20 protein-coding genes and 1 pseudogene are annotated in these 20,014 nt (G+C 64.7%); 7 read left to right on the forward strand and 14 right to left on the reverse strand.

What is annotated here, in order from left to right; all coding sequences use genetic code 11:
• Nucleotides 1-98: 98 nt before the first annotated feature.
• Nucleotides 99-563, forward strand: coding sequence for a redox-sensitive transcriptional activator SoxR (gene soxR, locus EXV95_RS00280; protein ID WP_304503277.1), 465 nt, complete (start codon nt 99-101; stop codon nt 561-563).
• A gap of 47 nt (nt 564-610) precedes the next feature.
• Here soxR and EXV95_RS00285 read toward each other — a convergent pair whose 3' ends face one another.
• The 3 genes from EXV95_RS00285 to EXV95_RS00295 all read right to left on the reverse strand — a co-directional run bounded on the left by EXV95_RS00285 (nt 611) and on the right by EXV95_RS00295 (nt 2,043).
• Nucleotides 611-796: a hypothetical protein gene (locus EXV95_RS00285; protein ID WP_176885366.1), complete on the reverse strand. Its 186-nt coding sequence runs from the start codon at nt 794-796 to the stop codon at nt 611-613.
• Nucleotides 797-926: 130 nt separating this feature from the next.
• Nucleotides 927-1,412 carry a GreA/GreB family elongation factor gene (locus EXV95_RS00290; RefSeq protein ID WP_176885367.1) on the reverse strand — a complete coding sequence of 162 codons (486 nt, stop codon included), beginning with the start codon at nt 1,410-1,412 and terminating at the stop codon, nt 927-929.
• A gap of 226 nt (nt 1,413-1,638) precedes the next feature.
• Nucleotides 1,639-2,043, reverse strand: a complete 405-nt coding sequence (locus EXV95_RS00295; protein ID WP_055400648.1) for a helix-turn-helix domain-containing protein — start codon at nt 2,041-2,043, stop codon at nt 1,639-1,641.
• A 94-nt stretch (nt 2,044-2,137) separates the two neighbouring features.
• On the opposite strand from EXV95_RS00295, the gene EXV95_RS00300 reads away from it, so the two are divergent.
• A complete protein-coding gene (locus EXV95_RS00300; protein ID WP_176885368.1) occupies nt 2,138-3,091 on the forward strand; it encodes an aromatic alcohol reductase in 954 nt (317 codons plus the stop codon).
• Between the two features lie 134 nt (nt 3,092-3,225).
• Here the strand turns inward: EXV95_RS00300 and EXV95_RS00305 are convergent, their stop codons facing one another.
• On the reverse strand, nt 3,226-3,555 hold the full coding sequence (locus EXV95_RS00305) for a hypothetical protein (protein WP_176885369.1): 330 nt from the start codon (nt 3,553-3,555) through the stop codon (nt 3,226-3,228).
• A 502-nt stretch (nt 3,556-4,057) separates the two neighbouring features.
• On the opposite strand from EXV95_RS00305, the gene EXV95_RS00310 reads away from it, so the two are divergent.
• Complete coding sequence (locus EXV95_RS00310) at nt 4,058-5,503, forward strand: IS1182 family transposase (RefSeq protein ID WP_176885370.1); 1,446 nt, start codon at nt 4,058-4,060, stop codon at nt 5,501-5,503.
• Between the two features lie 350 nt (nt 5,504-5,853).
• Here EXV95_RS00310 and EXV95_RS00315 read toward each other — a convergent pair whose 3' ends face one another.
• On the reverse strand, nt 5,854-9,000 hold the full coding sequence (locus tag EXV95_RS00315) for a WD40 repeat domain-containing protein (RefSeq protein ID WP_176885371.1): 3,147 nt from the start codon (nt 8,998-9,000) through the stop codon (nt 5,854-5,856).
• A gap of 105 nt (nt 9,001-9,105) precedes the next feature.
• On the opposite strand from EXV95_RS00315, the gene EXV95_RS00320 reads away from it, so the two are divergent.
• Nucleotides 9,106-10,041, forward strand: a complete 936-nt coding sequence (locus tag EXV95_RS00320; protein ID WP_176885372.1) for a succinylglutamate desuccinylase/aspartoacylase family protein — start codon at nt 9,106-9,108, stop codon at nt 10,039-10,041.
• Between the two features lie 19 nt (nt 10,042-10,060).
• On the opposite strand, the gene EXV95_RS00325 is transcribed toward EXV95_RS00320, so the two are convergent.
• The 4 genes and pseudogenes from EXV95_RS00325 to EXV95_RS00340 form a co-directional block, all read right to left on the reverse strand.
• The gene (locus EXV95_RS00325) at nt 10,061-10,600 is read right to left on the reverse strand and encodes a DUF924 family protein (protein ID WP_176885373.1); all 540 of its coding nucleotides are present in this window, start codon (nt 10,598-10,600) and stop codon (nt 10,061-10,063) included.
• An 85-nt stretch (nt 10,601-10,685) separates the two neighbouring features.
• The gene (locus EXV95_RS00330) at nt 10,686-10,901 is read right to left on the reverse strand and encodes a hypothetical protein (RefSeq protein ID WP_055398867.1); all 216 of its coding nucleotides are present in this window, start codon (nt 10,899-10,901) and stop codon (nt 10,686-10,688) included.
• A gap of 268 nt (nt 10,902-11,169) precedes the next feature.
• Nucleotides 11,170-12,133 (reverse strand): annotated as a pseudogene (locus tag EXV95_RS00335) (DMT family transporter).
• A 217-nt stretch (nt 12,134-12,350) separates the two neighbouring features.
• Nucleotides 12,351-12,857, reverse strand: a complete 507-nt coding sequence (locus EXV95_RS00340) for an MgtC/SapB family protein (protein WP_176885374.1) — start codon at nt 12,855-12,857, stop codon at nt 12,351-12,353.
• A gap of 472 nt (nt 12,858-13,329) precedes the next feature.
• Here EXV95_RS00340 and EXV95_RS00345 point away from each other — a divergent pair, with 472 nt between their 5' ends.
• The gene (locus EXV95_RS00345) at nt 13,330-13,920 is read left to right on the forward strand and encodes an NAD(P)H-dependent oxidoreductase (RefSeq protein ID WP_121419494.1); all 591 of its coding nucleotides are present in this window, start codon (nt 13,330-13,332) and stop codon (nt 13,918-13,920) included.
• 33 nt (nt 13,921-13,953) lie between these two features.
• On the opposite strand, the gene EXV95_RS00350 is transcribed toward EXV95_RS00345, so the two are convergent.
• Nucleotides 13,954-14,904, reverse strand: a complete 951-nt coding sequence (locus tag EXV95_RS00350) for a nitronate monooxygenase family protein (protein ID WP_176885375.1) — start codon at nt 14,902-14,904, stop codon at nt 13,954-13,956.
• Between the two features lie 68 nt (nt 14,905-14,972).
• Nucleotides 14,973-15,770, reverse strand: coding sequence for a pseudouridine synthase (locus tag EXV95_RS00355; protein WP_176885376.1), 798 nt, complete (start codon nt 15,768-15,770; stop codon nt 14,973-14,975).
• Between the two features lie 115 nt (nt 15,771-15,885).
• Between EXV95_RS00355 and EXV95_RS00360 the strand changes: the two genes are divergently transcribed.
• Nucleotides 15,886-16,221 (forward strand): ankyrin repeat domain-containing protein, encoded by a 336-nt coding sequence (locus EXV95_RS00360; RefSeq protein ID WP_176885377.1) that lies wholly within the window; start codon nt 15,886-15,888, stop codon nt 16,219-16,221.
• A gap of 105 nt (nt 16,222-16,326) precedes the next feature.
• Here the strand turns inward: EXV95_RS00360 and EXV95_RS00365 are convergent, their stop codons facing one another.
• Entirely contained in the window at nt 16,327-16,791 is a 465-nt protein-coding gene (locus EXV95_RS00365; protein ID WP_176888890.1) for a TerB family tellurite resistance protein, read from the reverse strand.
• 129 nt (nt 16,792-16,920) lie between these two features.
• Between EXV95_RS00365 and EXV95_RS00370 the strand changes: the two genes are divergently transcribed.
• Nucleotides 16,921-17,838, forward strand: a complete 918-nt coding sequence (locus EXV95_RS00370) for a DHH family phosphoesterase (RefSeq protein WP_176885378.1) — start codon at nt 16,921-16,923, stop codon at nt 17,836-17,838.
• 99 nt (nt 17,839-17,937) lie between these two features.
• Here EXV95_RS00370 and EXV95_RS00375 read toward each other — a convergent pair whose 3' ends face one another.
• Together EXV95_RS00375 and EXV95_RS00380 are read right to left on the reverse strand one after the other, a co-directional pair.
• The gene (locus EXV95_RS00375) at nt 17,938-19,233 is read right to left on the reverse strand and encodes an MFS transporter (protein ID WP_176885379.1); all 1,296 of its coding nucleotides are present in this window, start codon (nt 19,231-19,233) and stop codon (nt 17,938-17,940) included.
• Between the two features lie 200 nt (nt 19,234-19,433).
• On the reverse strand, nt 19,434-19,868 hold the full coding sequence (locus EXV95_RS00380) for a thermonuclease family protein (protein ID WP_176885380.1): 435 nt from the start codon (nt 19,866-19,868) through the stop codon (nt 19,434-19,436).
• Nucleotides 19,869-20,014 lie beyond the last annotated feature (146 nt).

Raw genomic sequence — 20,014 nt, forward strand, 5'->3', positions numbered from 1 at the left:
GTATCAAACCTCAAGTTAAATTGAGGTCAATCGCCGTGAAGAAAGCCCTTGCAGAAGTTGTTGTGAAACCAGGCAAGCCCCGCATTCCCGTTGCCCGCGTGGTAGCGGACGCGCATGCTGATCCGTCCGAGCTGTGCGAAAAATCCGAGCTGTCGGTGGGCGAGGTCGCCAGCCGCAGCGGGCTGGCCGTGTCGGCCCTGCATTTTTATGAATCGCGCGGGCTGATCGCCAGCGTCCGCAATGCGGGCAACCAGCGGCGCTACCCTCGCTCCGTGCTGCGCCGCGTGGCGGTGATCAAGGTTGCGCAGCGCATGGGCGTGCCGCTGGCCGCCATCGCCGAGGCCTTGCAGGCGCTGCCCGCCGGGCGCACGCCCACGGTGGCCGACTGGCGCCGCCTGTCCGCCCGCTGGCGCGACGATCTGGACGAGCGCATCCGCACGCTCATGGCTCTGCGTGACCAGCTGGATGGCTGCATTGGCTGCGGTTGTTTGTCGCTCAAGGTCTGCCCGCTGCGCAATGCGCAGGATGCGCTGGCCCAGGAAGGGCCTGGGCCGCATTTTTGAGGGAGGGGTTGTGGGGGTGGCTGCGCCTATCGGCGCATGGGTAGCGGTCAGCGTTCCTTGCGATCATGGCTGGCAGCCATCGCGTTGAAAGCCGTGCCAATAGCCACCGTGCGGATGAGGACTATCAACCCGTTGCCATCTCGCATCTTCAAGATCTGGATGACGTCGATGCAGCGGTTGCTGCCTGTGATGTCGGCCCTCTGCGACCACGGTCTGGGCCACTCAGCGCTCATTCGTGCGCCAGTAACTCTCGGACCCAGTGGCCAATTTCAAAGCACTGCTGACCTTGTCAGCCAGCCGGTACGTTCATGACGCCTGAACGTCTGCTGACCTCGACCAATTCGGCTCGAACTGGCTTGTTGCCTATTGAACCCGCAGTACCTCAAATTGCTGACGGATGAGAGCGACCTGTATCGACACCTCATCACCCTCGCATTTACCCAGCATGGCCCTGCCCAAAGGGGCTTCGCTGCTGATGACCTGAACGAGCTGTGCGCCGCTGACCAACTTCATGCTGCCCCCATCCGGGCCGAGAAAGACCTGTTGCTGCTTGTCGTCGGAATCGACCAGACAGACCAGTGCGCCGAGCTGTATACCTTTGCTGGCGTCGTAGGGGCCTGGGCGGAATTGGCGCCAATTGGCCATCGCCTGGCGTATGGCTTCAGCGCGCCGAGCTTGGCCGGTGGCCAGGTAGGCGGCTTCGAGTCCCAATGTGTCGTATTTGTTTTCGGCGATATTTTCTTCGTGAGTCGCCGTTTCATGCGCCGCCCGAACTGCCTGTTCGGCTTGCAGCAGGTCTTCGGCGAGCCGTTCCAGCACCTGCTGCAGCAGCAAGAATTTGTTCTTCATGAGAAGTAGGCATCTCGAAAAAAGTGGGCTGGACTTTATTGTGAAGGGCTCCACGAGCATTCGACACTTTTGTTGGCTGCAGGTTAACTTCAGCTAAGGGCCCAAAGCCGTCTGCCACCATCACCGCATGGCCTGTGCATGTCGCACCCGTTCAATAAACACACACGGTATCCGACCGTATAGTCCAACAAACCTCTCAAGTCGTTGAGTAGTCGTGGCTAGGAGCCTATTCGCGGTGATGGCTATCGAAACTCTGTCGAGCTTCCCGGAAGCGGTCGGCATTTTCGACAATCCATGTCCAAAGCGGGACCATGCGCACAAGCAACTCCATGCCCGCATCAGTCAGCTCGTACTCGACTCGGGGGGGCACCTCTTCGAAGTCGTGACGGAGCACCAACCCGTCGCGCTCTAGCTGCCGCAGTGTCAGCGTCAGCATGCGCTGAGTCACTCCGTGCATGCGCCTGCCGATTTCCGCGTGGCGCAGCCTGCCATAAACGCCCAGTGTGTGGACGATGCCAAGCGACCAGCGGCTTCCCGCATGCGCCAGCACCTCGCGCCGAACACCGTCATCATCGTCCCGCAGGCCGTCGCAAACGGTCTGCGCGTACTGAAGAATTTCGTTTCGATTCACTGTGGTTTTGCTCCCGGTATCACGCGTGTGCCTTCTTACATTGCAAGCGAGGCGTGGCTAGACTGGCCCAACTTTCTACTTTGTAAACCACACGATGAACCCGTCAGATCCTAACGCTACCTCTCAAAACATTCTCGTCCTCGGTGCCGGCGAACTCGGCATGCCGGTGCTCCGCAACCTCGCACGTCGCGCCACGAGAGTGGACGGTGCAAAGATCAGCGTGCTGCTGCGCGCCAGTGCCGTGGAATCCTTCGAGCCTGCCAAGCAGCGGGATGTCGCCGAGATTCGCGACCTCGACATCGAGATCGTCCTGGGCGATCTGGTGAAAAGCTCCATTGATGAGCTGGCCGTGGTGTTCGCCCGCTACGACACGGTGATCGGTTGCGCGGGCTACGCCGCCGGCATCAACACGCCGATGAAGCTGGCGCGCGCTGCGCTGCTGTCAGGCATTCCCCGCTACTTCCCTTGGCAGTTCGGTGTCGACTTCGACGTGATTGGCCGTGGCGGCCCACAGGACATCTTCGATGCACAGCTCGATGTGCGCGAGCTGCTGCGCAGCCAGGACAACATGGAGTGGGTCGTCATCTCCACCGGCATGTTCATGAGCTATCTATTCGAGCCAGAGTTTGGCGTCGTCGACCTGCAGAACCATGCAGTCCACGGCCTGGGTAGCCTGGACACCGCTGTGACGCTGACCACGCCCGACGATATTGGCGCGCTCACGGCCGAGGTGGTGTTTGCCCAGCCACGCATCCGCAATGAGATTGTGTTTCTGGCTGGCGACACGGTGACCTACGGTGAGGTGGCGGACAAACTGCAAGCAGCTCTTGGCCATCCCTTCAGTCGGTCGGAGTGGACTGAGAAGTACCTTATGGACGAGTTGGCGTGCGACCCGCAGAACATGATGCGCAAGTACCGCGCGGCTTTTGCCCAAGGACGCGGCGTGGCATGGGACAAGAGCGGGACGTTCAATCAACGACATGCCATTGCGGTAACTGATGTGTCGTCTTGGATTCAATCCAACCTGGCAACAGGTCATCTCCACTAAACAAGTTGCCACCTCTACCTGATTAGCCTCGTCTTTGAAGGCCTTATGGAAAACGCCGGCTATAGCCAGGCGGCTGCTTCTGGCCGGATTCTGCCCCAAGGCGAGGGACGCTAGCGGGCCCGAAGCGGACATACCTAATTTGAGAATCGTGTGACCAGAGCAGCACACGCAGTACGGACCTCCCGACCCCAAAAAGCTTCCAGCCGTGCGGTTTGTAGATCACATTCTTTCAACCAGGCTTGGCTGCAGAGGTGCCGCTGCTCCGCTCCTGGTAGGTGGTCAGATTCGCTGTCCACGACAACAAAGATGGAGAAGTCAGGGTCATGATCAAGTTGAGATACCGACCACTTGAGCGACATGATTCGTCGAATGCCATCAAGGAAATTGACATGTCCTGCATCGAGTTCTTTGGCGGCTTCTACCAGATAGCCTTTTGCAACATTTAGTTGATCGGGGCTGTTCAACTTCGCTCCAATTTCCGTTTTGGCCGGATGCGGCCTACCAGTACAAAGCCAAAACTGCGGCTTCCCCAACGAACCCTCGCTCCCAAACTTGCAACTCCTGACCCTCGGTAATGCGAGTCCTCACGATATCCGGGCTGAGGAATTTCACGGGCACGACGCGCGACTCTCCTGGCCGCAGCGGCCCCGTTTCGGAAAGGTCAAACCTTCCGTCAAAGAGTTCACCACTGATGCTCAACGGGCAGCCCCACCAGCCGGTGGGAGTCGGCCCCGCTCGCCCGCCTGCGTCCGACGGGAAAAATCGCACCTCGACGAGAGCATCAGGAGCCCAAAGCGCCACCAAGTTCCTTTCAACGTGCGGTTACCAATCACCGCGAGTGACCGCAGCCGAGCGAATTCTGCACATCTGGCGACGTCCGCTTCTGGCCGAGGCTGTGTGAAAACTCCACCCACGATTGCGGTCCAAAACTAAAATAGCAGCACCCGATTCAAGCGAGGTGCCCCCATGAAGCGATTCATCGAAGGCGAAGACCGACAACAGATCACTATGCTGCCGGAGTGCTTGGACGACTACATCGCAGAGGACAACCCGGTGCGTGTTGTGGATGTGTTTGTCGAAGAACTGGATCTTCGGGCACTTGGTTTCGATGGGATCAATCCGGCAGTCACTGGCCGGCCTTCGTACCACCCCGCTGTCCTGCTCAAGCTCTACATCTACGGGTACCTCAACCGCATCCAATCGAGCCGCAGGCTGGAGCGTGAAGCCCAGCGCAATGTCGAGCTGATGTGGCTGACCGGGCGCCTTGCGCCGGACTTCAAGACCATTGCGGACTTCCGTCGAAGCAACGGCGCTGGCATCCGCAACGTCTGCAAGCGCTTCATCGCCATGTGCCGACAGTTGAACCTCTTCTCGCAGGCCATCGTGGCCATCGACGGCAGCAAGTTCAAGGCCGTCAACAGCCGTGACCGCAACTTCACCGCCGGCAAGATCGAGGCCCGCCAGCAGCAGATCGAGCAGAGTATCCAGCGTTACCTGGACGCGCTGGAGACCGCTGACCGCACGCAGCCGGCAGAGGTCGAAGCCAAGACAGAACGACTGCAGGAGAAGCTAAAAAAGCTGCGTGAGCAGATGCGGCAACTCGACGGTCTCAAGGAGCAATTGAAGAGCCTGCCCGATGGCCAGATCTCCCTCACGGATCCCGATGCACGTTCGATGGCAACCCAGGCCAAGGGATCGGGCCTGGTGGGCTACAACGTGCAGACCGCTGTCGATGCCAAGCACCACTTGGTCGTCGCGCACGAGGTGACGAACGTTGGCAATGACCGTGCGCAGTTGCACAACATGGCCTGTGCCGCAGACCAGGCTATGGGGAGCCAGGGCTTGCAAGCCTTCGCCGACCGAGGCTACTTCAGCGGCCCGCAACTCAAGGCCTGCGAAGACTCTGGCATCACGACCTTCGTGCCCAAACCGATGACGTCAAACGCAAAGGCTGAAGGGCGCTTCGACAAGGCCGACTTCATCTACATCGCTAAGGATGACGAGTACCAGTGCCCTGCAGGCGAGCGTGCGATCCATCGCTTCAAAACGCTCGAGAAGGGTCTGAATCTGAGCGTCTATTGGTCTAGTGCCTGCCCAAAGTGTCCGCTCAAATCCAAGTGCACGACCAGTAGCAACCGGCGCATTCGCCGATGGGAGCACGAAGATGTTCTGGCGCGCGTTCAGCAACGGCTAGACGGTAACCCCGAGGCCATGACGTTGCGCAGGTCCACCGTGGAGCATGTCTTCGGGACACTCAAGCACTGGATGGGCTCAATTCACTTCTTGATGAAGACCCTCAAGCACGTGGGCACCGAGATGAGCCTGCATGTGCTGGCCTACAACCTCAAGCGGGTGATGAGCGTGATGGGTATCGCGCAGATGATGCTGGCGATGCGGATGGTGAAGGCGTAAAGCCTTTGTTGGCTTTTACAGGCCGAGAAAGGCCTCAGAAATGCGTCGCAAGGCCCAAGGTGCTCCAAAACGACTACTCAACAGAGCTGCTGGAAAATGCGGCTCAGTGACGCGTGACGGGACTGGCACACATACTCGTTGAGCGTTTCCACACAGCCTCGGCCGATAGTACGCATTCGCAAAGACGGAGCGAGTGCCCGCAACCAGCCTGAAGCGGTGCGCCATGGATGTGGCATGTTGAACTTCCCAGGCCGTTGCAGACGCATCCGGTCTCATGATTTACCCATTCCTTTCGCACCTCTGTATCGAGCGTCCGAAGCTGACGCCTAGCCGTCAAAGTGCGACATCGCCTACCACCGCAACGGCCCGGTTTCATCGCTCCAGAAGATCCACCGCCGCACCTCCGCATACGGCGATGTGCCGATGGAATACGGGTCCATCCCCGTCTCCACGCGCTCCAGGTGCACCAGGTAGCCGCCGTAGCTGGCGGCCCACAGCGTGCTGCCGTCGGGCGACATGTCCATGGCACTGATGGTGCTGCCGATGTGGTGGCGCCACAGCGGGCGCCCGTCGTCGCTGATGGCGTGCAGGTAGCCATTGGCATCGCCCAGCACCACCATGCCCGGCAGGGTGGCAGATGCATACACGCGCCACTGGGTGTTGATGGCCGGGGCTTCGTGCGTTTCTTCTTCTCCACTGTCTGCCGCGAGGTCTGGCAACGCTGCACTCACTGGCGCGGCCAGCGTGCAACCCCCGTAGAAGTGGCAGGAGTTGGCAAACAGCTGCGTGCCGTCGTGTGAGAAGGTGGTGTGGTGCGGGTAGGACGACAGGGGCTCGTAGCGGCGCACCACCTGGCCTCGGGCGTTCAGCAGGATGTGCACGCTGTCCTGGTCGCCCACGGCGATGTAGCGCTCGTCCGGTGACAGGGCCATGTGCAGCATGTCGAGCGCCAGCATCGTGACCTCGGCGCCGTTCACCGATTCGTCCTGCTGGTTCTTGGGCCAGGTGTAGGGGCCGTCTTCGTCAAAGGTTTGCGGGTGGATGCGCTGCACGGGGCTGCTGGCTCCCGCGGCACCCTCGGCGTGCAACAGATAGACGCCCGTGGGGTTGCGCAGCAGCACGCGCTGGCCGTTGTTGAAGGGGATCAACTCATCGCACCGTTGGCCCAAGGGCCCTGCGACCACCTGCACATGTGGCGGCAGGGCCTCGTTGCCCTGCGGCAGCGCAAAACGGGCGATGACCGGGCCGCCAAAGCCCTGGTGCGTGGTGATGTGCTGGCCGTCACTTTGCGCAAAGCAGCGCCGGTCGGGTGAGCGGCCCAGGCCTTTGAGGGCAGGGAGCGGTGTGTGCTGAAGGCCTTGCAGCACCAGCCAGTGGGCAGCGTCGTCGTACACCGGGCCGATGCGTGCGACCACACGGCCGTCGTCCAGCGCGAACACGGGGCCGATGAAGCTTCCAGCGTCGGCGGCGTGCTGCATGAAAGCGTCGGGAGCAAACGCAAAGCGCTGGCGAAAACGGTCGGCCAGGTCTTCGTCGGCGTGGGTGTTGACCACGCGGGCCAACTGCAGCACGGTGGGGGCGGCGGCCTTGCGCGGGTCTTCCGGGAGGTCGTTCTCGGAATCACCTTCTTCGTTATCGCCATCGTCGCCTTCTGCAGCGGTCTCCGCGCTGTCTGCGTTGCCTGACTCGGCAGCATCCATGGCCAACTGGTGGGCACGGATGGCGGCCACGTAGCCCTGCCCATCGGCCTGCCATTGGTCTGACAGCGTCATCAGCTCGACGGGGAAGACCGCTGCATCGGGCACATCGGGCGCCATGGGCGGTGTGGCCAGCAGGTGCACGGCTGCCGCAATGCGCTGCGCCTCGGCCTGGCGGGCCTGCTCCTGTTCGTGCTGGGCGCGCACGCGCGATTGGGCCGCACCGTAAAAACGAAGCAGCCGCACAATGTGGTCGGCTGCGCTGCGGGGCAGTGTGGTGCGGGCGTCGCTCTGGCGCTGCGCGCAGGTGAACTCCACCACGGCAGGCCCGTTCAGTGCGGCTTCCACGTTGATCTGGTAGGCGCTGTGGGCGTTGTCGTCTTCGTCGCCGGGGGCTTCGTCGCCGTTTTCCCAGCTGAGCTTGAGGGCGCGGCCCCAAGGCTCGCCTTCGTGCATGCAGGGCTGGCGCGCACCCACCCACACGTCGCCTTCCCACCAGCCGTTCTTGTCGCTGTCCCACCAGTCGTTGTAGCGCTCGGTGAACACGGGCAGGGTGGTGAAGTCTTCGATGCGCTCTGCGGTCAGTTCGGCCACCAGGCGCTGGTGCAGCGGGTAGCGGGCGCGGTGCTGGCCCACGGCCTTGCGCAGGTAGTCCAGCACGCCGCGCCATGCTTTTGTGCAGGCCTGCCAGGCTTCGGGATGGGTGTCGGGCGCCAGGGGCAGCCACTCGCCGGGTTCGCCTTCGCTGTAGGCGCGGTGCACCAGCGTGAGCTGCGCGGTGGTCGGCACCTTGCGGCCCAGCATGGCGGCGGCCAGGCGCGCCAGCAGCCCCTGGCGTTCGGGCCCCTGCGACACCGACAGGTAAAAGTCCCAGGTCTTCCAGACGGTGATGAACACGTTGTCGTCGCGCTGGTCGCCGTCTGCGTCCACATGCCGCTGGCACAGCGAAAAATCGGTCTGCTGAAACCACCCGGTGGCCGTGTGCTCCTTGGGGGCGATCACGGGCGTGTGCACTGCGGCCAGGATGTTCTGCACGTTGATCGCTTCGTCGGCAAACAGGCCTGGCTCCAGCGGCAGGGCGGCATGGATCTCGGCGCTGCTGCGCGTGGCGTTCTCGCCCGCGCGCACGGCGGCCACCACGCGGGGGCGGTCGAGCATGCTGCTGATGCCGCTCTCGCCATCGTCGATGCCGTCATGGAACTCGGGCGGGAACACGATGCCTGCGATCTCGCTGGAAAACTCCGCCAGGTGCGGCACGCTGCGCACTTCGTCGATGAGGAACTCCACCTGCTCGGGCCCGGTGATGTCCACGTGGTATTCATCCGTGAACAGCGCCACCCGCGCCGTGAGCCCGCCCCGCACGGTGAGCCCGCCATGGTTGTAGTCGCCCCACAGCAGGTCGGCCACTTGCAGCGCGCCCTGCACATAAAGCAGCTGGCCGCCCACCACGGCGTTGTGCATGCGCGCGTCGCCCAGCACGACCAGGTGCGTGGTGCCATCGGTGTCGTCGCAGGTGAGCGCGCCGTCGATCTGCAGATGCCCTTCGATCAGGATCAGAAAGGGCTGGCCCGTGGGAGCTTGGTTGGTGTTGTTGCCGCCCTGCAGCAGCGCCCGCAGCGGGCTGCCGCTGGCCAGGGGCGCATCCAGGTGCAGTTCGGGCACCTGCACATCGCCGGTGATGCAGAGCACGGTTTCCGTGGCCAGCGCATCCGGGTCCTCTGCAAGGCGCTGGGCGATCCAGCTGTCGGCGGGCAGCAAGGCGGCCGCATCGGCCAGCGGGCAAAGTCGTGCAGGGGGCATGGTGCGGCAGGGCGGTGGAACAAACGGGCGGGGCATCGTACACCGCATGCAGTGTGGTTTCTGTTTTGCGCAGAAAATGATGTGTTGTCTTATTAATTGCCCGCCATGACACAAAACTCTCCCGTTTTCGAAGTCCTTCCCCGCGACCTTTCTGCCTACCGCCAGGGCAATGTGGGCATCGACTACGTGCACCGTTTTGAATCGGGCCAGCCAGGCCCCCACGTGCTCATCAATGCGCTCACGCATGGCAACGAGATCTGCGGCATGGTGGCGGCCACGCATCTGCTGGACACGGGCGTGCGCCCGCGGATTGGCACGCTGACCATCAGCTTTGCCAACGTGGCGGCGTATGCATCGTTTGACCCATCCCGTCCGTTTGAAAGCCGCCAGCTGGTGCACAACCTCAACCGCATCTGGTCCGCCGGTGAACTGGACGGCACGGCCGCAAGCCCCGAGCTGGACCGCGCCCGTGCGTTGCGCCCGGTGGTGGCTGCGGCCGATCACATCCTGGACATCCACTCCACCAGCCAGGACGTACAGCCTTTCTGGGTGTACCCCGCCTATCCGCGCAATGCGCAGGTGGCGCTGGCCATTGGCCGTCCGCCCGTGCACCTGGTGATGCCCAGCGGGCTGGGCTCGGGCACGCCGCTCATCCAGCACGGCCGCCATGGGCTGGCTGAGAGCGATGGGGTGGCTTTGGTGGTGGAGTGTGGCCAGCATTTCCGCCAGTCGACGGCCGACGTGGCCACGGCCGTGGCGCTGGATTTTCTGGCGCATTTCGGGCTGGTCGAAGCCGCTGCCAACCGCCCCGCGCCAGGCCCGCAGCGCCGTTACGAGCTGCTGGAGACCTGTATGGTGCGCACGCCGGACTTTCGCTTCACGCGGCCTGTGCAGGGCTTTGAGGTGTTTGCCCAGGGCGAACTCATCGCCACCGATGGCCCGCACGAGATCCGCGCGCTGTGCGACGACTGTACGGTGATGATGCCCACGCGCGAGCCCATCGTGGGCCGCGAGGCGGTGTACCTGACCCGGCCGATCTGACCGGCAAGGACCGGCAAGCTCAGAAGGACGAGCCGGGCTGCGCGAGGAAGGCCAGCTCCTGCGCTGTGGACGTGCGCCCCAGCACGGCGTTGCGGTGCGGGTAGCGCCCGAAGCGCGCAATGATGTCGCGGTGCGCCACCTCGAACTTCAGGTTGTTTTCCAGCCCAGGCTGGTCAAACAGCACCATCGCCTGGGCGTGCACCACCAGCGATTCGCTGTGCATGTAGGGCATGTAGGCAAAGGCGCGTTCGGTGGGGGCCAGTGCCTTGTCGTGCTGCCCGGTCACCAGCTCCTGCGCCAGCACGAGCGCCTGGGCATCTTGCGCAAATGCAAGTGGCGAGCCCCGGTGGATGTTGCGCGAGAACTGGTCCAGCACCAGGATCTCCGCCAGGCGGCCTTGGGGTGTGCCGCGCCAGCTCCACAACTCGCACTGCCGCGCTGCCTGCCAGGTGGCACCGAAGCGGACACGGATCATCGCGTCGATGGCGTCCTCTTGTACGAAGTGCTGGGCGGGGGTGAGTTCTTCGAACCAGAAATGAAGGATGTCTTCGGCTTGCATCGTGAATATCGCATGAAATAGGGCTCTGGCGCTTGATCATAAAGCGCTGGCCGCTATTAATTTCATAGTACCCGATGCTGACCGCTCAGTTCTGGATGCGGATTTTTCCCTCGCGCACGTACTGGTTGAACTGGTCCTTCGGGATCGCGGCGGAGCCCACGGCATCGTTGTCTGCGGTCCAGCTCAAGGTGGTGCTGTCTTTGGAAGGCTCCAGCTCCACGGGGCCTTTCGGAATGGTCAACGGGGCTCCGTCACCCGGGGTGTAAGTAACGTGGCCTGCAATGGTGGCGTGCTGGGTCATGGTGAATTCCTTTTTGGTGGTGCCGATGTGATGGACCTCCTATTGCACCGCCCATGCGCCTGCCGGGGTGTAAGACCATGCCGTGCGACGGCGCGGGCAGGTGCCGCCACCTGCAAGGTCGTCGTTGTCCCTGGCGCCGCTCAAGAAACTGGCACAACCCAGGCCAGCGCCACCGTGGAACTGGCTTTGCCAGGCCACCGGTGGCGTCCCCCTCCCGCGCAGCGAGAGAGGGGGAAGGCGCCGAAGGCGACTCAGGGGGAGCTTCACCTCATGGAGGCACCACCGCCTGCGTCCGCTCCTGCCGCACCAGATACAACCCGCTGCCGATGATGATCGCGCCGCCCAGCAATGTGGAAACCCCCGGCACGGCCTGCCACAGCACCCAGTCGAGCCCCATGCCCCAGGCCAGGGCCGTGTATTCAAACGGCGCCACCACCGACGCCTGCCCGTGCCGGAACGCCTCGGTGATCGCCAGCTGCCCCAGAAACCCCGTGACCGCCAGGCCCGCCACCAGCGGCCAGTGCGCCTGCGCCACACCCACCCAGTTGGGCCAGGCCAGCGTGCCCGCGCCCAGCGCCAGCAAGGCGGTGGTCCAGAAGACCAGGCTGGCGCTGGAGTCTGTGCGACTGAGCACGCGCCCCGTGATGGCCGAAACGGCGTATCCACACGCTGCGCCCAGCACCGCCAGCGCGCCCAGCGTGAAAAAGGCGTCCTGGCTGGGCCGCAGGGCCACCACCACGCCCACCATGCCCAGCACGATCGCCACCCAGTGAGCGGCGCGCACCTTCTCGCCCAGCACCACGGTGGACAGCGCCGTGATCAGCAACGGGGCGATGAAAAACAGCGTGTAGGCCTCGGCCAGGCCCAGCTCCTTGAGTGCGTAGGTGAACAGGCCCAGCATGGTCACGTTGAGCACGCCACGCAGCAGGTGCAGCGGCCAGCGCACCTTGAGCAAGCCCCGCACCTCGCCGCGCCACAGCACATACAGCGCCACCAGCGGCAATGCAGCCCAGCCGCGCAGCGCCGCGACCTGCATGGCGGGGTAGCTGGCCGACAGGGTCTTGAGCAGGGCGTCCATCAGCGAAAAACACCCCCACCGCCGCGACCATGGCGACGATGCCGCGCAGGTTGCCCGAGGCTGCCGCCTGCGCTGTGGTGGCCGTCGCAGTCGCAGTTGTGGTCGCGGCTGCAGATGCGGCAGGCTGAGCCTCGGTGTCGCTCGTCCGCGTCATGGTTGTACCACCACAGGAAGGCTGCAGGCTGTGGCGGGTGGCAGGGTGGCAAACGGCGCAGGAGCTGTGCCGCCAAGGCAGCGGTGCTGCGCTGGAAGACTGTGCATGGGGTAACGAGATGTGGCTGCCTGCGGCGCGTGGGCCTGCGCCGCAGCCAGGGGGTTGGTGGGCGAAAAAGTGTAGCGCAGCCCGCGCCAGCGGGCTGCCTCGGCTCGGCTCAGTCCGCCTCGTGGTTGGCTGCGTTGTGGCTCACCTTGTCGTGCAGCATCGGAATGGCCCACAGCACCACCAGCGCCAGCACCGTGCTCAGCACCGCCGTGGCTTCGCGGCCCAGCCCGGCGGCCACGCCGATGGCGGCAGTGAGCCATATGCCAGCGGCTGTGGTCAGGCCCTTGACCTGGCTTTCGGCATCGCCCTTGAGGATGGTGCCCGCGCCCAGGAACCCCACGCCCGCGATGATGCCCTGCAGCACGCGGCTGTTGTCTGCCGCTTCAATGCCGGCCTGCTGCGCCACCAGCACGAACAGGGCCGCGCCCATGGCCACCAGCATGTGCGTGCGCACGCCAGCGGCCTTGCCCGCGTGTTCGCGTTCCCAACCCAGCAGCCCGCCCAGCAGCGCTGCCATGGCCAGGCGCACCACGATGCGCGTGGCCTGTGCCGCATCGGGCACGTCCGAGAATTCCGAGGCCACCGTGCTGGCGATCTCCTGCCAGAGGTCAGCCATGGCCATGTTCCTTGCACCCGGTGACCGGCGTTGTGGCGAGGGCGGGCGGTGTGCCCAGAGAGCGGTGCGCGTGTGGTGGCATGGCGGGGAGTCCAGCGGAGGAGGGGGCGCAGCAACAGTGCTGCCCTGCGACTGTGCTGCTCCGGCGCGGCAGCGTCTACCGGTGGCGGGCGAGCGCGGTGGTAGGACACTGCCGACGCACGCCAACGACTGCTTGGCTGGGTGTGGGCGCCAGGTTTTGATAGAAATTGGCATCTAGCGCTTGATGGTAAAGCGCTGGTAGCTATCAAAAGTGAAGCGCCTGACGGTTGCCGCCCATAGCCATGTTCCTCCCGCGCCTCCCCAACCCGTCCCTGCGGGTGGCGCCACCTGCTCGGCGCTTGCACCCCGGGGTTGCGCGTGTCACGATTTGCCTTGGTGCCTGCAGCGGCCGCCATCACCGGCGGGCCTGGCGCCGCGAGGAGTTTTTGCCATGACGCCCCAACGCATTCTTCTGATACAGGGCCACCCGGACGCGAGTGCGCCCCACCTGTGCCACGCGCTGGCGCAGGCCTATGCGCAAGGGGCCATCGCGGCGGGCCACGAGGTGCGCGAGATCGAGGTGGCTGCCATCGACTTTGCGCTGCTGCGCAGCCAGCACGAGTGGGAGCTGGGCCTGCTGCCCGCATCGCTCAAGCCTGCTCAGGCGGACATCGGCTGGGCGCAGCACATCGTGCTGTTCTTTCCGCTGTGGCTGGGCGACATGCCAGCCCTGCTCAAGGGTTTTCTGGAGCAGGTGGCACGACCCGGGTTTGCCTTCAATACCGAAGGCAGCAACCCCTTTGGCCGCAAGGGGCTCACAGGGCGCAGTGCGCGGGTGGTAGTCACCATGGGCATGCCAGCGCTGGTCTACCGCTGGTACTTCCGCGCGCACAGCGTGAAGTCGCTGGAGCGCAATATCCTGGGCTTTGTGGGCATTGCGCCGGTGCATGAGACGCTGGTGGGCAGCGTGGAGCAACTGGGCGACGATGGGATTGCCAAGTGGAAGGCGCGCATGCGTGCGCTGGGCGCGAAGGCGGCGTAGAGCCCTGGCCCTACCCCTGCGCTGCGATGGCGATCAGCCAAATGACCGCGCTGCAGCCAAGGCGCCCATGCGTTGGCTGATCGCAAAGAACTCTTGCACCGTGTCGTCAATGATCTGCTGCGCGGTCTTGACGGAATCGATGAGCCCGGCGGTCTGGCCCGCGAGGGCCGGTGCGGCCTCCATGTCGCCATCAAAGTACACGCGCTGGATGCCCGCAAAGCTGTCGGCGGGCATGAGGCCTGCCTCATGGATGGCCTGGGTTCGCTGCGACTTGAGCGCTCGGATGCAGGGGCTGGCCTTGGTGTTGAGCATCCAGGTGCCGGTCACGCCCGCATCGACGATGGCGTTCTTGTAGTTGGCGTGCACGGGGCTCTCGGCGCAGCTTACAAACCGCGTGCCCATCTGCACTGCCTCGGCCCCCAGCGCAAAGGCCGCTGCCATGCCACGCCCGTCGCAGATGCCGCCTGCCGCCACCAGCGGCACATCCACCCGCGCGCGGATGGCTTGCAGCAGCACCAGGGTGGAGACCTCTTCGGGGTTCTTGAAGCCACCGCCTTCACCACCTTCGACCACCAGGCCGTCGATGCCTGCGTCCACGCATTTGAGCGCCGCGTCCACCGTGGGCACCGCGTGGTACACGGTGATGCCCGCATCCTTGAGCGGCGCAATGAACTTGGCCGGGCTGCCTGCCGAGGTGGTCACAAACTTCACGCCCGACGCGCACACAAAGCGCAGCATGGCGTCGTCCTTCAAAAAGCGGATGGGCAGATTCACGCCAAACGGCAGGCCCAGTGCGCTCATCTTGGTGATCTCGGCTTGGCAGTTGGCGGTCTCGCCCGACGATGTCTCGATGATGCCAAGCCCGCCCGCGCGGGACACTGCCGATGCCAGCTGCGTGCGCGCGATCCAGCCCATTGGCGCCTGGATGATGGGGTAGCGCGCGCCCGTGTGGGCGAGGACGCGGTTGGTGGCGGGTGCGGTCATGGGCGGAGTCTCCTGATTTTTGGAGTGCCCATTATTTCGACGGGTGCGCTGTCGTCGTGTCGCCCGGGTTACGGTGCAGTGGGCGTGCCTTGCGTCTCTTCCCACGGCAAGCGTGCAAACAGCCGCTGCCAATCGGAGACGGGGCTGGCGTTGGCAATCTCTGCCGTGTCGTGCCCGGGGCCCCAGCCCGCAGGCCCCGGCCATGGCAGCCCGCTGTCAAACGTCATCACAGCGCCCGACACCGGGTGCGGCACCGCCAGCTGCCACGCATGCAGCCACAGCCTTTGCAGCCCCAGCCGCTCGGCCCACCAGCGGTTGAGGGGGCCTTTGCCGTGTGTCGCGTCGCCGATGATGGGGTGGGCCAGGTGCTTGAGGTGGCGGCGTATCTGGTGGCGCCGCCCGGTGGTGGGGATGGCCTCGACCAGCGAGGCGCGGGTGGTGGCAAAACGCGCATCACTGGCCTCGGGCAGCGTGAGCTGCGCCAGGCGCCGAAAGCGGGTGTGGGCGTCCTGCACGGCCGCATCGGCCGGGGCATCGTCGGGCTTCAAGGCGTGGTCCACCTCGATGGCCTCGGGCGCCCAGCCGCGCACCAGGGCCAGGTAGCGCTTGTGCGTGGCGCCGTGCTCGAAGGCTTGCGACAACGCCCGCGCCGCATCGCTGTGCAGCGCCATCACCAGCACGCCGCAGGTACCCTTGTCCAGCCGGTGCACGGGGTACACATGCTGGCCCAACTGGTCGCGCAGGGTCTGCATCACAAACCGTGTTTCTCCCGCGTCCAGCCCCGTGCGGTGCACCAGCCAGCCCGCAGGCTTGTAGACGGCCACCAGGTGCTCGTCGCGCCAGAGGATGTGCAGGGGAGGGTACATGAAGGAGGGCGTTGCCGCCGGGGAAGACAAGGGACGATAAGGGAAGGCGCGGATTGTGCCGCACGCGCTGCTGCCTACACTGGCCCCGTTCAACCCTTGCAAAGGATGCCCAGGTATGTCCGCTGGAGACTGGAAAGACATGTACGCCGCCGCCGTGGCGGGCGACCTGGCGCTGGTGCGCCACCACATCAACGCGGGCGTCAACCCCAACTACCAGCACCCCGAGATTTTGTGCACGCCACTGGTTGCCAGCCTGATCCACGGCCACAGCGAGATCGCGCACTACCTGCTGGCGCACGGCGCTGATCCGCACCTCAAGTCCGATTTTGATGACATGACGCCCCTGCAGGCTGCCCGGCGCCATCAGCGCAGCGAGTTCATTGCGTTTCTGCAAGCGCGAGGCGCCAAGGAAGAGCGCAAACCGTTCTGGTGGCGCTGGCTGCCGGTGTAGACGCGAAGCGCAGGCGCACCCTTAGAGCCCGCGCAGTCCAGGCCAGCAGCCGCCTCGCCGCACGGACGGGGGGCGTCCCACTCGGATGGAAGGGCCGAAAGCGACTCAGAGTGGGCTTCCTTCCTTTGCCCGCATCTTGGCCGCGATGTACTCGCCGTGCGTTACGTGCAATAGCCCGGCCACCTTGCTGATGGTGTGCATCTCGTTTTCATCCAGGCGCGAGTCGGCGTACGCCACCTGCCACATGGCCTCGACCAATTGCACTTTCTGCGGTTGTGTGAAGTGGTCGTTCAGGCTGCCGGTGAAGCGCTGGTAGTCGTATGCGCTGCGGGACGTGTTCACAGCCAGTTCCAGCAGGCGCTCCAGCTCATCATCGCTCAGCGCAAATTTACTGCGCAGGGCGGTCACCATGGTGGAGCGCTCGGCGTCGTCCATGGCGGCATCAAACCGCACCACCTCCACCAGCAGCACGGCGGCTGCCAGTTGCACGGCGTGGGCGCGCGCGGCGGGCGACTGGGTGGTGGAGGGCTGCGTGAAGCTGTCAAACAGGTCTTTGAGGGTTCGGAACATCGGGGGCTTTTCGGTGTGCGGGGCAAATGGGGTGGAGGCGCGGTGCATGGGTTGGTTCCCGCAGCGCGCGCGGGCGGACTGCGAACTTTGCGCTCGCATGGTGCACTGCCCCGGCGACAATCGGGGGCCATGACGAAGAAAACCATCCTCCCCCTGCAACTCCTGGTTGCCCCCGACAAGAACGATCCCGCGCCGCTGATCCTGTACCACGGCCGCAACTGCCCCGATGGCTTTGGCGCGGCGCTGGCCGCATGGCTGTACTACGGCGACAGTGCTGAATACGTGGGGCTCGACCACGGCGATGTCAAGTCTGTGGACGACCTGCCGCCCCTGCAAGGCCGTGCGGTGTACATCCTCGACTTTTCTTTTGCCGCCGAGGTGATGGCTGCCATCAACGAGCGTGCCGCCAAGCTGGTGATGCTGGACCACCACAAGAGCGCCGCCGAGAAACTCACCGGTTTTGCCTGCCGCTGCGGTGTGGTGCACTTCGACATGAGCAAGTCGGGCGCGCGCCTGGCGTGGGAGTTCTTTCACCCGCACGAGCCCATCCCTGAGCTGCTCAAGTACGTGGAAGACCGCGACATCTGGAAGTGGGAATTTGCCGAGAGCGCCGCGTTCTTGTCGGCCCTCGACATGGAAGAACAGGACTTTGCGCGCTGGCGCGAGATCGCGGCCTTCACGCCCGAGCAACTCAAGGAGTTCATGGTGCGCGGCGAGGCCATGGACGAGAAGTACAAGAAGCTCTGCGCCGACATTGCCGAAGGCGCGCAGCCGCTGGTGTTCAACGGCATCACCGGGCTGATGGTGAATGCGCCCGGCATGTTCCACAGCCTGGTGGGCGACATCCTCTCGGCCAAGACCGGCACCTTTGCGCTGATGTGGAGCGCTGGCGAAAAAGGTGTGAAGGTGGGGCTGCGTGCGCAGCGCAACTTTGACTGCATCGCGCTGGCCGAAAGCATGGGCGGCGGCGGCCATGCGCAAGCTTGCGGCTTCAAGATGAGGGTCGAGCGACTGCCCGAGCTGCTCACGGGCACGTTCAATGCCTGATGCAAAGGTGAAAGTTTGAATGAAAAGTGCCTCCAGCGCTTGTTGGGTATGTGCTGGTAGCTATCAAAATAGTAGTTTCTGAGTTCGGAGAAAGGCGGCCTACTGCGCCCTGGCGGTCGCTTGCGCCGCCTCTTCAAACCGGTCCACCTTGCGCAGCGTCTGGAACGCCAGCATCCAGCCGCCCACCACGCCCAGCGTGCACAGGCCACCCACCACGGCGGCGGGCACCACGCCCAGCCAGGCGGCGCTGGTGCCCGCGCGAAACTCTCCCAGCTCGTTGGACGAGCCGATGAACAGCATGTTCACCGCGTTTACCCGCCCGCGCATGGTGTCGGGCGTGGAGAACTGCACCAGCGCGCCGCGGATGTACACGCTCACCATGTCGGCCGCGCCCGCCACCATCAGCGCCACAAACGACAGCCAGAACCAGTGCGAGAGCGCAAACACCAGGTTGGCCACGCCAAACACCGCTACCGCAATGAACATGGTGCGGCCCACATGGCGGTTGAAGGGCCGCATGCTCAGGTACAGCCCCGCACCCACCTCGCCCACGGCCATGGCGCTGCGCAGCGCGCCCAGGCCGGCCGGGCCCACATGCAGCACCTCTTGCGCGTAGATGGGCAGCAGGGCCACCACGCCGCCCAGCAGCACGGCGAACAGGTCCAGCGAAATGGTGCCCAGGATGATGGGCCGGGTGCGGATGAAGGTGATGCCTGCGCCAAAGCGCTCGAACATCGTTCCCTGCGCGGGGCCGGGCGCAGTGGCATGGGCCACCACCACACGCAGCAGGAGCGCCACGCCCAGCACAAAACACGCGCAGCACACGGCGTAGGTCAGCTCGCCGCCGCCCAGCGCATACAGCAGCCCGCCCAGCAGCGGCCCGCCAATGCTGGCCACGCGCATCAGCATGCTGTTGGCGGCAATGGCCTGCGCGAGCTGGCCGCGCGGCACGATCTGCGGCAGCAGGCTTTGCATGGCTGGGCCCGAGAACGCGCGTGCGCAGCCGTACAGCACCAGCACGGCGTAGATACCCGCCACGCCGCTGGCCCCGTGGCCCGACAACCACCACAGCAATGCACTGCACACGCCGCCCACCGACCAGGCCAGCGCCAGGATGCGCCTGCGGTCAAAGCGGTCGATCAAATCGCCTGCTGGCAGCAGCAGGGCCAGCATGGGCAGAAACTGCGCCAGACCCACATAGGCCAGTGCCAGCGGCTCGCGGGTGAGGTCATACACCTGCCAGGCCACCACCACGGCCTGCACCTGGGTGGCGACCACGGCCACCACGCGGGCGATCAGAAACGACACAAAACCGGCGTGGCGATAGACGCTTGCGGGCGTGGCGCCCACATCAGGTTTGGGTGGTGCGGAGGGCGGGGCAGAAGGGGCTGTCACAGAGCGGAGCGAGGCAAGAGGTTGGCGGAGAAAACAGAAAACCAAAGCACAGAAGCCAGAGGCGCGGTTGCCAAAATGCAGCTTGCAGGGTGCCCTGGGCGGCCCACGCAAATCAGTGAACAAAGGCCAGCGAGGGCAAGCATGGGCAAGCGGGCTATGCTATCGGTTTCGGGCCACGTCTGCTGAGCGCGCGGCGCCGCTCAACGCGTGTGCCGGTGCCGGTAGGTCCACGGCGCCAGGGGCCGCTTCTGTGACCACAAACCCGCTCCACTGCTGCGCGCCTGGCGCTGCAGCGCCACCAGTTGCGGCCGGGATTCGGCATAGGGCGTGTACACCCAGGCCAGGCCAGCGCGCACCTGGGCCGTGGCCACATCGGTGCTGCCGCAGCGCACATGGGCCACCGTGCGGCCGTAGCTGTCTTCGTCCACGGGCTGCAGCGTGGCGCGCTGCCGGAAGCACAGCCGCGCCAGGTGCTGCCGTGACTTCTGGCCAAAGGCCTGGCGCGACTCGGGCGCGTCGATGGCGGCGATACGCACCTTCACCTGCTGGTAGGCGCCGGGCGCGCCGCAGCGCACGGTCAGGGTGTCGCCGTCGCTGATGGCGACGACCAGGCAAAGCAGGGAGGCAAGGGGCACGGCAGCAGGGGAGAGAGGAATGGTGAAAGGCGCGCAAGAAGGCAGGTGACAGATCGTTGTGCCAAATTGCCACTTGGCGCTTGATGGATAAGCGCTAGCAGCTATCAATAGTGTAGCATTTGGCGTGTTGCCTTTACGGGCTGCTG

The sequence above is a fragment of the Acidovorax sp. JMULE5 genome (assembly GCF_013376875.1).
GTDB lineage: Bacteria > Pseudomonadota > Gammaproteobacteria > Burkholderiales > Burkholderiaceae_C > Acidovorax > Acidovorax facilis.

Bases quoted from the DNA above. Each gene is read 5' to 3' on its own strand.
- EXV95_RS00320 (WP_176885372.1), top strand. From the start codon at position 9,106: ATGACACAAAACTCTCCCGTTTTCGAAGTCCTTCCCCGCGACCTTTCT.
- EXV95_RS00285 (WP_176885366.1), bottom strand. From the start codon at position 796: ATGAGCGCTGAGTGGCCCAGACCGTGGTCGCAGAGGGCCGACATCACA.
- EXV95_RS00340 (WP_176885374.1), bottom strand. From the start codon at position 12,857: ATGGCTGACCTCTGGCAGGAGATCGCCAGCACGGTGGCCTCGGAATTC.
- EXV95_RS00370 (WP_176885378.1), top strand. From the start codon at position 16,921: ATGACGAAGAAAACCATCCTCCCCCTGCAACTCCTGGTTGCCCCCGAC.
- EXV95_RS00365 (WP_176888890.1), bottom strand. From the start codon at position 16,791: ATGTTCCGAACCCTCAAAGACCTGTTTGACAGCTTCACGCAGCCCTCC.
- EXV95_RS00360 (WP_176885377.1), top strand. From the start codon at position 15,886: ATGTCCGCTGGAGACTGGAAAGACATGTACGCCGCCGCCGTGGCGGGC.
- EXV95_RS00300 (WP_176885368.1), top strand. From the start codon at position 2,138: ATGAACCCGTCAGATCCTAACGCTACCTCTCAAAACATTCTCGTCCTC.
- EXV95_RS00315 (WP_176885371.1), bottom strand. From the start codon at position 9,000: ATGCCCCCTGCACGACTTTGCCCGCTGGCCGATGCGGCCGCCTTGCTG.
- EXV95_RS00290 (WP_176885367.1), bottom strand. From the start codon at position 1,412: ATGAAGAACAAATTCTTGCTGCTGCAGCAGGTGCTGGAACGGCTCGCC.
- EXV95_RS00325 (WP_176885373.1), bottom strand. From the start codon at position 10,600: ATGCAAGCCGAAGACATCCTTCATTTCTGGTTCGAAGAACTCACCCCC.
- EXV95_RS00350 (WP_176885375.1), bottom strand. From the start codon at position 14,904: ATGACCGCACCCGCCACCAACCGCGTCCTCGCCCACACGGGCGCGCGC.
- EXV95_RS00345 (WP_121419494.1), top strand. From the start codon at position 13,330: ATGACGCCCCAACGCATTCTTCTGATACAGGGCCACCCGGACGCGAGT.
- EXV95_RS00330 (WP_055398867.1), bottom strand. From the start codon at position 10,901: ATGACCCAGCACGCCACCATTGCAGGCCACGTTACTTACACCCCGGGT.
- EXV95_RS00310 (WP_176885370.1), top strand. From the start codon at position 4,058: ATGAAGCGATTCATCGAAGGCGAAGACCGACAACAGATCACTATGCTG.
- EXV95_RS00355 (WP_176885376.1), bottom strand. From the start codon at position 15,770: ATGTACCCTCCCCTGCACATCCTCTGGCGCGACGAGCACCTGGTGGCC.